This window comes from Faecalibacterium sp. BIOML-A4, from assembly GCF_009679665.1.
In the GTDB taxonomy this organism is placed as follows: domain Bacteria; phylum Bacillota; class Clostridia; order Oscillospirales; family Ruminococcaceae; genus Faecalibacterium; species Faecalibacterium taiwanense.
In genome coordinates, this window is the sequence record NZ_WKZG01000001.1 from 33,038 (window position 1) to 45,517 (window position 12,480).

The window sequence follows — 12,480 nt, forward strand, 5'->3', positions numbered from 1 at the left end:
TCTGGAAAATTTATCAGTTGCAGCCTGACCGAAGCCTTCGGGCAAAAGCACTTGCGAAAGAATATGCACCGCATGGCCCCGGCGGTTCCTCGCACACCTATCTGGACGGAAGCAGTGGTTGGCTCGACCATGATAGCAAGGGTCTGACGTTTGAACACTATCCAGACCATCAGAAAGTGCTTCTCCGCTGGAATCAGGTCGAAAAGTATATCGACCTGATGATTCAGACTGACCGCTATCTGTCAGACAAAGAGAAACGAACCATCGAGTTTCCCCTTGAACTGAACGCTGCCAGTGCTGCCGAATACACGGCATTAAAGGAACAGCACCCGGACACTCTCGTTGGATTTGAAGCTGGCGGAAATTTTATGTTCTATGGAGAAGATGCCGCCAAGGTCGCAAAAATCATCAACAGTGCTTTGTTCACGAGAAAAACCGCACTGGGCGAAGTTCAGGTCACAGGCTTTCTCCCTAGCTTATGGGCAAGAAAGTCAAAAGAATTATGGTCTGCGGGCAATGATGTTTACCTTGCCGGGTTAAACGAAGATGGCACTCACCATCAGACCAAGTATCTGCGCAAAGAGGACTATCTGCCCATCGACTCCATTATCAATATGGATGGCCGGAAATTTCGGATTGATGGCGTGGACTTTGATAAGGACAAGGTTTCCTTGCAGGATATGGCACTGGCCGATATGCGGATGCCGATTTTCCGAGAAGAACCTCTGGCTGTTGTCCGGGAATTGTACGAACAGCAGGACGAAGCCCTTGATGCTGCTCCCGAAAAGGCAGTTGATTACAAGGTTAGCGATTCCGTTGTTGTAGACCTGCCCACACGAACCATCGAAGGCACTATCGGCTATGTAGGCGAAACCGATGTGCGCATCGACACCAGCGCGCAGGGCTATTCATGGAGCAATGAGGTTCTGAACAGGCAGCAGTTCGAGGATGGTCTGCGGCAGGATGAGCCGGAACTCTCCGATGAAGAACTGGACAAGCTGCCCATTTCCGTGGAAGTCAACGGCGAGTGGCAGACTTTCCCGGATGCCGCTGCCGCAGACGAAGCTCTGAACGCCGAACCCGTGCCGGAAGCTGCCGGAAACTTCCACATCACGAACGATCATTTGGGCGAGGGCGGTGCAAAACAGAAATACGCCCGGAATATTGCCGCCATCCGCACCCTGTTCCAGTTGGAGCAGGAACACCGTGGAGCCACCGCCGAGGAGCAGGAAATGCTTTCGCAGTATGTTGGATGGGGTGGTCTGCCGGATGCCTTTGACCCTGACAAGGACAACTGGGCAAAAGAGTATACCGAACTGAAAGGACTGCTCTCCGAAGATGAATATGTTGCTGCCCGTAGTTCTGTTCTGAATGCCCACTACACCAGCCCAACCGTTATCCGCGCTATCTATGATGCAGTCGAAAAAATGGGCTTCCGCAGCGGCAACATTCTGGAGCCGAGCATGGGCGTGGGCAACTTCTTTGGTATGCTGCCGGACACCATGCAGGACAGCCGCTTATACGGCGTGGAACTGGATAGCATCACAGGCCGCATTGCACAAAAGCTCTACCCGGAAGCCAGCATTAAAGTTGCTGGATTTGAAACCACTGACCGCCGCGATTTCTATGACCTTGCCGTGGGTAATGTTCCCTTTGGCCAATACCGGGTAAACGACAAGGCGTACAACAAACTTGGTTTCAGCATCCACAACTATTTCTTTGCCAAAGCCCTCGACCAAGTGCGTCCGGGCGGCATTGTGGCCTTTGTCACTAGCCGTTACACGCTGGACAGTAAAGACAGCTCTGCCCGCAAGCACATTGCAGAACGCGCTGATTTACTGGGAGCTATCCGTTTGCCGAACAATGCGTTCAAGGCAAATGCTGGAACAGAAGTTGTCAGCGATATTATTTTTCTGCAAAAGCGTGACCGCCCTATCGACCATGAGCCAGACTGGGTACAGCTCGGCAAAACGGAAGATGGCTTTGCCATCAACCAGTATTTTGTAGACCACCCGGAGATGGTGCTGGGTGAGCTGACTTCTGAAAGCACCCAGTATGGCCGTGAGGAATGCACCGTGCGCCCCATCGAGGGCGCAGTGCTGGCCGACCAGCTTGCCGAAGCAATCCAGCATATTGAGGGACAGTACGCTGAAGTTGAGGTGGAAACACCAGATATTGCGGATGCTGAAAATGAGAAGCACATTCTTCCGGCTGACCCGGATGTGAAGAATTTCTCCTACACGGTGGTAGACGGTGAGGTATACTACCGGGAAAATTCGGTCATGACACAGGTGGAGCTTTCTGACACTGCCAAAGGCCGTGTGACCGGGATGGTGGAACTGCGGCAGATTGTCAACGAACTTATCGACCAGCAGTTGAATGACTACCCGGATGCTGACATTCAGGCAACGCAGGATAAGCTGAACACCGCCTACGATGCCTTTTCCGCAAAGTACGGTCTGCTGAATGACCGTAAGAACGGCAGATTATTTGAGCAGGATTCCTCTTACTATCTGCTGTGTTCTCTGGAAAATCTGGATGAGCAGGGTCAGCTCAAATCCAAAGCGGCAATGTTCACAAAACGCACCATCCGCCCGGAACACACCGTCACCAACGTGGACACGCCCACGGAAGCTCTGGCGGTTTCCATCGGAGAACATGGCCGGGTGGACTTGCCCTATATGGCAGAGTTGCTCGGTATTCCCGGTGACTATGAGCGCATTACCAGTGAATTGTCCGGCGTCATCTTCAAAGACCCCGGCGCAGACCCCACCGACCCGGAAGCAGGCTGGCAAATGGCAGACGAATATTTGTCCGGCAATGTCCGGGCAAAGCTGCGCATGGCACAACTTGCTGCCGAAACCAACCCAGAGTTTGCAGTCAACGTCACCGCATTGGAAAAGGCGCAGCCGAAAGACCTTGAAGCGTCTGAAATTGATGTGCGGCTGGGTGCAACATGGCTCGACCCCAGTATCATCCAAAAATTTATGGCGGAAACCTTCCAAATTCCCTACTATCTGCGCCATGCAGTCAAAGTGAGATATTCGCCCTATACCGCAGAATGGCGCATTGAGGGCAAGTCTGCCATGGGCAGAGGTGACATTATCTCATCCGAAACCTATGGCACATCTCGCGCCAATGCCTACAAGATTCTGGAAGACACGCTCAATCTGAAAGATGTGCGCATCTATGATGCCATCGAAGATGAAGAAGGTAGACCGAAGCGTGTCCTGAACAAAACGGACACTATGCTGGCACAGCAGAAACAGCAAGTCATTAAAGATGCTTTCGCCAACTGGATTTGGCAAGACCCCCAGCGGCGCATTGCGCTGGTGAAGCAGTATAACGAACTGTTCAACAGCAGCAGGCCGCGAGAATATGATGGTTCCCACATCCACTTTGTCGGCATGAACCCGGAAATTTCACTCCGGGAGCATCAGCGCAATGCCATTGCCCATGTGCTTTATGGCGGTAATACGTTGCTCGCACACGAAGTGGGCGCGGGCAAGACTTTTGAAATGGCAGCATCCGCAATGGAAGCAAAACGCCTTGGCTTGTGTCAGAAGAGCCTATTTGCGGTGCCCAACCATTTGACGGAGCAATGGGCTTCGGAGTTTCTGAACCTCTACCCCAATGCAAAGTTACTGGTGGCTCGGAAAAAGGATTTTGAAACCGCCAACCGCAAAAAATTCTGTGCCAGAATTGCGACCGGGGACTATGATGCGGTCATCATCGGCCACAGCCAGTTTGAGCGCATCCCGCTGTCCTACGAGCGGCAGGAACGCATTATTCAGGAACAGATTGATGAAACGCTTGCCGCCATCGAAGAACTGAAAGCCAATGCAGGCGAGAATTTCAGCATCAAGCAGATGGAAAAGACCCGCAAAACGTTGGAAACAAAGCTGGAAAAGCTGCGCTCCGATGCGAGAAAGGATGATGTTATCACCTTTGAGCAGTTGGGCGTTGACAGGCTCTTTGTTGACGAGAGCCATTTTTACAAGAATTTGTTCCTCACGACAAAAATGCGCAATGTCGCTGGTTTGTCCACATCGGAAGCGCAAAAATCGAGTGATATGTTCGGCAAGTGCCGCTACTTGGATGAGATCACAGGTGGGCGCGGCGTGGTGTTTGCAACGGGAACGCCCGTGAGCAACTCCATGTCGGAGTTGTACACCGTTATGCGGTATCTGCAATACAGTACGCTCCAGCAGAAAGGGTTGACGCATTTCGACTGTTGGGCATCGACCTTTGGCGAAACCACAACCGCCATCGAACTTGCCCCGGAGGGTACGGGTTATCGAGCGAGAACGAGATTTGCAAAGTTTTTCAATCTGCCGGAGCTGATGTCGATGTTCAAAGAGGTAGCCGACATTAAAACCAGCGACCAGCTCCACCTGCCCGTGCCGGATGCGAAGTTTGAAACCGTGGTAGCAAAACCGTCCGAGATTCAAAAAGAAATGGTGCAGGAACTGAGCAAACGCGCCGCAAGAATCCACACCGGTGCAGTGGATGCGTCCGAGGACAATATGCTCTGCGTCACCAACGATGGCCGCAAAATTGGTCTGGATGTCCGTCTGATGAACCCCATGCTGCCGGATGACCCCAACAGCAAGCTGAACACATGTGTTCAGAACGTGCTGCAAATCTGGGCGGATGGCAAGGAGCAAAAGCTGACGCAGCTTCTGTTCTGCGACCTCTCGACACCAAAGAACGATGGCAACTTCAATGTCTACGATGATATTCGCAAGAAATTGGTCGCCGCCGGGGTGCCGGAAAGTGAAGTTGAGTTCATCCACAATGCCGACACCGAAGCAAAAAAGGCTGCATTGTTCTCCAAAGTGCGCTCCGGCGATGTGCGGATTCTGCTCGGCAGCACCGCAAAAATGGGAGCCGGAACGAACGTCCAACAGCGGCTTGCGGCGGTGCATCACTTGGATGTCGGCTGGAAGCCCAGCGACATGACCCAGCGCAACGGACGCATTATCCGGCAGGGCAATATGAATAAGGAAGTCAAGGTGTTCAACTACGTCACAGAGGGAACTTTTGACAGCTACTTGTTCCAAACTTTGGAGAATAAACAGCGATTCATCAGCCAAATCATGACTTCAAAATCCCCGGTACGCTCTTGCGATGATGTGGACGAACAGGCTTTGTCTTATGCAGAGATCAAGGCATTGTGTGCTGGAAATCCGCTCATCAAGGAAAAGATGGATTTGGATGTACAGGTGGCGAAACTGAAAGTGCTGAAAGCCGACCACCAAAGCCAGAAGTTCCGTCTGGAAGATAAGCTGCTCACAAAATTCCCGGCTGACATTCAGGAAACGAACGCCTATCTAGCTGGAGTGAAAGCGGATGCAGAAGTTGCCGCCGCCCATCCGCAGGAAAAGGAGGGCTTCTGCGGTATTATCATCAAGGGCGTGACCTACGATGAGAAAAAAACTGCTGGCGAACGCCTTCTCCTCGCTTGCTCCGAACTGCCCAACAGTGAGGAAAAAGTAATCGGCAGCTACCGTGGCTTTGAACTGTCCCTGCGCTTCGACACCTATCACAGCGAGTATCAGGCTCTTTTGAAAGGCCAGCGGAAATACCCGGTAGCACTGGGCAAAGACCCTCTTGGCTGCATCATCCGGCTGGATAATTCGCTGAACAATTTCCCGGAACGAATCACTTCTGCCGAAAACGAACTGGATACCCTGCATCAGCAGCAAGCGGCGGCACAAATCGAAGTGGAAAAGCCTTTCCCTCAGGAGGAAGAACTGGCAGAGAAATCGGCTCGTCTTGCAGAACTGAACGCCCAGTTGGATATGGATGAAAAGCACCATGAGCCAGAACAGGATGAGGAAGAACAAGAGGATAAACCTCGCCGCTCATCGGTGCTGGCAGCATTGGAAGAAAAATCAGACAAACTGGAGCCGGTGAAGCCCTTCAAGAGCTATCTGGACAAGGACGGTGATGCCCGGTGAAAGAAAAGCGGGATGAGATCATCATCCTGAGAACCACAAAGGCGGAGAAGAACCGCATTTATGAAAAGATGCTGGGCATGGGCATCCGCAGCCTGAGTGCCTATATTCGTAAGATGGCACTGGATGGCTACTGTCTGAACCTCGACCTGCCGCAGCTGCGGCGCATGGCATATCTCTTGCAGATGTGCAGCAACAACCTGAACCAGTACGCCAAAGCCGCCAATGAAAATGGCCGGATCTACGCCGCCGACATGGAGGATCTGCGGCAGCGGCTGGATGAACTGATTGAGATTGGCCGGCAGATTCTCTCCCGGCTGGCAGAACTCTAAATTTTCCCCCGCAGTTGGAGGGCTGCGGGGCTACATATAGGTTGACATCCTTGCAAGGGGTGTGGAGATGCCTTTATAATAAAGTTGAAAGGCGGTGCTTGCTATGAGGTTCGTTTTTAAGATGATTATTTTTCCGTTTTGGCTGCTTACTGCTTTCCTTGCGCTGATGCTGAAATGGACGCTGAACCTGTCAGCGTTTGTGCTGGCGCTGCCCATGATGTATATTTTCGGCTGCGGTCTTTATACGCTGTACTGCCGGGAGTGGCTGCAGTTTTTGATTTTACTGGTGGCAGAGTTTGGCTGCTTTGTGTTGATTTTCATGGGCGCTTTGATCGCAGATGCAGCAGAGCGTTTTAGTGGCTGGGTTGCCGGATTGTGAAGCTTTTTGATCTTGATGCCGCCATTGTGCGGCATTTTCTTTTTGCCGGGAGGTGGTAGAACTGGCTGCAACACGTTTGATTGCGCTGCACAAAAACAAAGGCAAGTCGGTTGCGGCCTGCCTGAAAAGCCGCACGGACTATGCGCAGAATCCTGACAAAACGAACAAAGGAGAGTTGGTCAGCAGCTATGAGTGCAGCCCCTTGACCGCAGATGAAGAATTTATGCTCTCCAAACGCCAGTATGAACTGATGACTGGGCGCAGACAAAAAAATGACGTGATTGCCTATCAGATTCGACAGTCCTTCAAACCCGGAGAGATCACCGCAGAGGAGGCTAACAAGGTGGGCTACGAACTGGCAATGCGTTTCACCAAAGGCAAGTATGCGTTTATTGTCGCAACGCATACCGACCGAGAACACATTCACAATCACATTATTTACAACTCCACTGCGCTAGACAGCACCCGGAAATTCCGGGATTTTTTGTTGTCCGGGCTGGCTGTGCAGCGGTTGAGCGATTTGATTTGTCTAGAACATCAGCTGTCTGTCATTGAAATCAAGCCGTACCGGGAGCGGCAGAAGCGCACCCTTTATCCCCCCAGAGAAAGTAATCGTGATAAGCTGTGTGCCGTAATCGACAACATCCTGCTGAGCGAGAAGCCTACAAGTTTCGAAGGCTTTCTTCAAAAGCTGGAGCAACAGGGCTACGAAATCAAACGCGGAAAGTACACTTCGGTCAAAGGAACACGGCAGAAACGATTTATCCGTTTTCGGACACTAGGCGCAGGATACAGCGAAGATGAAATCAAGGCGGTCATTGCCGGAGAAGCCGAACACCGCCCATATCAGAAGCAGCCACCGAAAGAGCAGCCGTTCCACCTGTTGGTGGACATTCAGGCAAAGCTCTCCGAGGGCAAAAGCGAAGGCTATGCACGGTGGGCGAAACGCTACAATTTGAAAGAGATGTCCAAGACCCTGATTTTTTTGCAGGAAAATAAAATTGTCAGCATCGAAGAAATGCAGGAGCGTGTGGACGCTGCCACTTCCCGTTATCATGAACTGGGTGATTCCATTAAAGCCTCTGAAAATCGGCTGGCAGAAATTGCAGTGCTGAAAGCGCACATCATCAACTACGCCAAAACGCGACCGATTTATGATGCCTACCGAAAGACAGGATATAGCAAGCGATTTCTGGAGGCGCATCACACAGAGATCACGCTGCACAAGGCAGCGAAAGCAGCATTTGATGAATCCAATTTGAAAACGCTTCCCAAGGTCAAGGAGTTGGACGCGGAATATTCCAAACTGCTGACAGAAAAGAAAGCACTCTACCCGGACTACCGCAAAGCGAAAGAAGAAATGCAGGAACTTCTTCGTGCGCGGAGAAACGTAGAACTGTTCTTTGCAGAAGAAAAGGACGGCACTGAAAAAACGAAATCCCGATAAACGACGATAGCCTAGGATTCTTCCCTTATGGGAGAGTCCTAGGCTATCTTTTTTGTTATAAAAGTGTTTGGAACAAACGCGCAGCCTGCATCGGCACGATGCAGAACAAATGGGGTTTGGGCATAGCCCAACAAGCATTTTTGCAAAGCAAAATAGCATTTGTATAGACGAATGCCCTGCTTGCTATCGAAACCCTACCTTCTATTTCTCCCTCTACTAATACTACAATCTGGAAAGGGTAAAATGGCTGTATCCGCAAAGAAAAACAGAAAAAGGCCACGGCTGAACCTCCATTCATGGTGTGATCCATCATGGCTCTGGCTACACAAGGAATACAAATTGACTTTTCCGGGTTGGTGTTGTAAACTGTTATTAGCTTTAGCTAACCATAAGGAGGGCGCTCATACATGACAAATCAATACATGAATAATCTTTATCGTGATCTGCTCTCTAATTCACCGCAGACGATCACCATAGATATTCCGACAGACATGGGAACCGGTCAGATTTCGCAGATCGTCACGAAACAGGGAGCAGTTGTTTCAGACTGGAGAATGAATTACTTTTCGGATATGAACGTGCAGGGAGTGAGCAGTGAAGAATACATACAAATGCTGTTCTGCTTCAATGACGGTGTCTCCTGGAATATTGCAGACAACCGGCAAAGTGCCAGCATACAAAAGGGTGAATCCTGTATTTATCGCGGCCACGGGAAAATGGAATATCTGTGCTATTCTAAAAAGAGCGATTTCCTTTTCAAAAATGTGAAAATACCTCTATCCTATTTCTATAAGATTCTGAATGACTACTTTGAGGCTGGTGAGATCGAGGTCTATCAGAAAAAATTATTGGACGGCATATCAAAGGTGAATATCACGCCCTATATGGAACACATTTTTGCGGAGCTGCAAGACTTCACGCAATATCGCGGCGGGTTGGGATACCTGTTTCTGGAAAGCAAGGTCTTTGAGCTGCTATCGGTATATTTGAGCGAGGTCCTGGAGCTGAGTATTCTCGCGTCAACCTACGTTGCAATTTCCAGAAGTGACCGGGATTCCATCATAGAGGCAAAGCGAATTATTGACAGCCAGCTTGCCCTGGCTCCGAGCTGCGAGGAATTGGCGCGGCAGGTCAATATCAGCACTTCAAAATTGACGAAGGGCTTTTCCTCCCTGTTCGGAACATCGGTTCATGCGTATGTCATCGACCAGCGGTTAGAAAAGGCGGCAAGCCTGCTGTTAGAAAGTAATTTGAATGTCAGCCAGGTGGCTATACTGGTGGGATATTCAAAAGCGAGCAATTTCGCAGCGGCGTTCAAAAGGAAATACGGAGTGAATCCGAAAAACTATAAAGCAGAAGCTACGATTGGATAAATGCAAAAATACTGATTTTGGGTAGAATAAAATTGGTTTTGGGTTGGAATCGTGGGCGCAAATTGCTATTATATGTGGTGTGATTAGAGGAAGCTAACCACACCACATTTTCATTTTCTCAGAGATAAGGAGGATACTGGTATGAGTTCCCAGAAAAAAAGTTCCCGGCTTGAGGGAAAAGATTTAATTACTATCGGCATCTACACCGTCATCTATGTCGTGATTGTTATGCTGGTGGCGATGCTTGGCTTTATCCCCATTTTTATTCCGCTGATGGCGGTGCTGTGCCCTTTGATTGGCGGCATCCCCTATATGCTGTATGTTACAAAGGCTAAAAAATTCGGGATGACTGCAATCATGGGTTTCCTGATTGGCCTAATCATGGTGTTCTTCGGCAACGGCTATCTTACTATGGTAACTGGTCTCGTTGGCGGCCTGTTGGCCGACGTGATCCTGAAAAAGGCGGACTACAAAAGTGCAAAGAGCACAGTTCTTTCCTGCGGCGTGTTCAGCATCTGGGTGTTTGGCAACTTTGCTCCCATTTTCCTGAACCGTGAAAGCTATATGGTAATGTTGACTGAAGGATACGGCGCTGAATATGCAGCTACCCTTAATACATATATGCCTATGTGGATTGCGCCTATTCTGCTGGTTGCCTGCTTTGTGTTTGGCCTTGTCGGAGGTGTGATTGGGAAAGCCATTTGCAAAAAGCACTTCCAGCGTGCCGGTATTGCATAATGGCGCGGGAAATTCTGCTCAGCAAAAAAACAGAACAAGGGTTACGGCTCGATCCGCGTACAAAACTGTTGCTCATCTTCATCATAAGCATTTTTGTCATGGGTGGAACAGGCGGAGAAGCTATGGGGCTGATCCGCCTTGTTCTTTGTACGGTTCCGGCTATATTGCTGCTTACCTCGAAACAATGTGCAAAAGCTGTGGGCTATATTGCTGTGTTTTCTGCTTTTTATGCTGTTCAAATTTATGTTTTGCCGCACCTTACGGGAATATTGAATTTCCTCGTTCTGTTTACAACAGGATTCTTCTGCCGAATCCTTCCCAGTGTTGCGATTGCTGCCTATGCAGTGAAAACAACAACGGTCAGTGAATTGATTTCCGGCATGGAAAGAATCCATATGCCTAAAGAAGTGACGATCCCCTTAACGGTCATGTTCCGCTTCTTTCCAACTGTCTTTCAGGAGTCAGAAGCAATCAGTGACGCTATGAAAATGCGTGGGATTAAACTTGGAGGGAAAAAATCTTCAAAAATATTGGAGTATAAGCTGATCCCGATGATTACCTGCTCCGTGAAAATCGGTGAGGAACTTTCCGCTGCGGCAATTACCCGTGGCCTCGGCGCTCCTGTCAAACGCACAAACATTTGCCAGCTTAAATTCAATTTTGCCGATGTGGTGCTGATCTTGTTTTGTTGCTTTGTAGTGTTTTGGGCGATTGCTTCCCCGATAATTTCCGCAGGAGGGATTTTGCCATGATAGATTTTCAAAATGTTTCTTTTTCTTATGGTGAAGAATCCAGCGGCGGAGGGATTAGAAATGTCAATCTCACCATAAACACAGGGGAATTTGTTTTACTCACGGGAGAATCCGGCTGTGGGAAAACAACGATTACCCGTTTGGTAAACGGGCTGGTGCCTCATTATTACGAGGGCAATTTAGAGGGCGATGTCCTTCTGGACGGAAAAAGCGTATCAGATACGCCGCTTTATGACTTGGCTGCTATGGTGGGATCTGTATTCCAGAATCCCAAAAGTCAGTTTTTCAACGTGGATACGGATAGTGAATTAGCCTTTGCCTGTGAAAATTTAGGATATCCTCAGGAGGATATCCTGAAAAGGATTGACCGGACAGTTTCCGATTATCATATTGAAGATTTGATGGGGCGAAGCGTGTTTGCTCTGTCCGGGGGCGAAAAGCAAAAAATAGCCTGTGCTTCATCAAGTGTATTGCTGCCGGGAATTATGGTCCTGGACGAACCATCTTCTAATTTGGATATGGCTGCTATTGATGACCTGCGGCAGGTCCTGAGCCTCTGGAAAAAGCAGGGCAAAACAATTCTGATCGCAGAACACCGCCTTTACTACCTTCACGATCTTGCAGATCGTGTGCTGTATGTAAAAGATGGGGAGATTGAACGGGAATACACGCCTGCTGAATTTGACAGCTTATCGGATGGCATTCGAAAAGAAATGGGGCTGCGGCCGTTTTCTCTCTCGAAGTTGAAGCCTGCGAATCAGTATCAGGCGCATACAGCTAAACAGATGGAATTTCAAAATTTCTGCTTTGCGTATAAAAAGCGGGAACCGGAAAGCCTCCATATTCCGAGTGCAGAACTGCCTGTTGGAGAAACGATTGCCATTATCGGTCTGAATGGCGCTGGAAAATCTACTCTGGCCCGCTGTATTTGCGGACTGGAAAAGAAGTGTGGCCTTTTGCAGGTTGACGGGAAAACCCTTGATTGGAAAGCCCGGCTCAAACATTGCTACATGGTAATGCAGGATACCAGCCATCAGCTATTTACCGAAAGCGTGACGGATGAAGTGCTTCTGAGCATGGACAACAAGGATGAAACTGTTGTGGATAAAATTCTTAAACAGTTTGATCTGCTGGAATATAAAGACAGGCACCCGCTTTCTCTTTCCGGCGGGCAAAAACAGCGGGTAGCGATCGCGTCTGCCATTGTGAGTAACCGGGAGATCATTGTGTTTGACGAACCAACCAGCGGGCTTGATCTCAAACATATGCGGGAAGTTGCGCGGAGTTTGAAGTCACTCGCGGATCAGGGCAAAACGCTTCTTGTTATTACGCATGATCCGGAGTTGGTGATGGCGGGATGTTCGTATGTAGTCCATATGGAAAAAGGGCAAGTAAAAGAAAGCTATCCATTGGACGAATCCGGCAGTAAAAAGGTTTTGGATTTTTTCCGAATCCGCCAGTGAATTTTAGAAATTATGAATGTCAGGGCCGCCTTGACT

The 12,480-nt window shown here is 49.4% G+C and carries 8 protein-coding genes; all 8 read left to right on the forward strand.

From position 1 onward, the window contains the following. The first annotated feature begins 218 nt into the window (after window positions 1–218). The 8 genes from GKG34_RS00215 (at window position 219) to GKG34_RS00250 (ending at window position 12,444) form a co-directional block, all read left to right on the forward strand. Complete coding sequence (locus tag GKG34_RS00215) at window positions 219–5,963, forward strand: DEAD/DEAH box helicase family protein (RefSeq protein ID WP_243139187.1); 5,745 nt, start codon at window positions 219–221, stop codon at window positions 5,961–5,963. Continuing rightward, complete coding sequence (gene mobC, locus GKG34_RS00220; RefSeq protein WP_347563405.1) at window positions 5,960–6,292, forward strand: plasmid mobilization relaxosome protein MobC; 333 nt, start codon at window positions 5,960–5,962, stop codon at window positions 6,290–6,292. The genes GKG34_RS00215 and mobC overlap by 4 nt, the downstream gene beginning before the upstream one ends. Window positions 6,293–6,395: 103 nt before the next feature. Continuing rightward, the gene (locus GKG34_RS00225) at window positions 6,396–6,671 is read left to right on the forward strand and encodes a hypothetical protein (RefSeq protein WP_154255330.1); all 276 of its coding nucleotides are present in this window, start codon (window positions 6,396–6,398) and stop codon (window positions 6,669–6,671) included. 61 nt (window positions 6,672–6,732) lie between these two features. Further along, window positions 6,733–8,118, forward strand: coding sequence for a relaxase/mobilization nuclease domain-containing protein (locus GKG34_RS00230; RefSeq protein WP_154255462.1), 1,386 nt, complete (start codon window positions 6,733–6,735; stop codon window positions 8,116–8,118). Window positions 8,119–8,525: 407 nt separating this feature from the next. Beyond that, the gene (locus tag GKG34_RS00235; RefSeq protein WP_154255331.1) at window positions 8,526–9,491 is read left to right on the forward strand and encodes an AraC family transcriptional regulator; all 966 of its coding nucleotides are present in this window, start codon (window positions 8,526–8,528) and stop codon (window positions 9,489–9,491) included. Between the two features lie 141 nt (window positions 9,492–9,632). Next, on the forward strand, window positions 9,633–10,229 hold the full coding sequence (locus tag GKG34_RS00240; RefSeq protein WP_005601664.1) for an MptD family putative ECF transporter S component: 597 nt from the start codon (window positions 9,633–9,635) through the stop codon (window positions 10,227–10,229). After that, window positions 10,229–10,981 (forward strand): energy-coupling factor transporter transmembrane component T, encoded by a 753-nt coding sequence (locus GKG34_RS00245; protein ID WP_006428309.1) that lies wholly within the window; start codon window positions 10,229–10,231, stop codon window positions 10,979–10,981. Before GKG34_RS00240 ends, GKG34_RS00245 begins: the two co-directional genes overlap by 1 nt. After that, window positions 10,978–12,444: an energy-coupling factor ABC transporter ATP-binding protein gene (locus GKG34_RS00250; RefSeq protein WP_154255332.1), complete on the forward strand. Its 1,467-nt coding sequence runs from the start codon at window positions 10,978–10,980 to the stop codon at window positions 12,442–12,444. The genes GKG34_RS00245 and GKG34_RS00250 overlap by 4 nt, the downstream gene beginning before the upstream one ends. Window positions 12,445–12,480 lie beyond the last annotated feature (36 nt).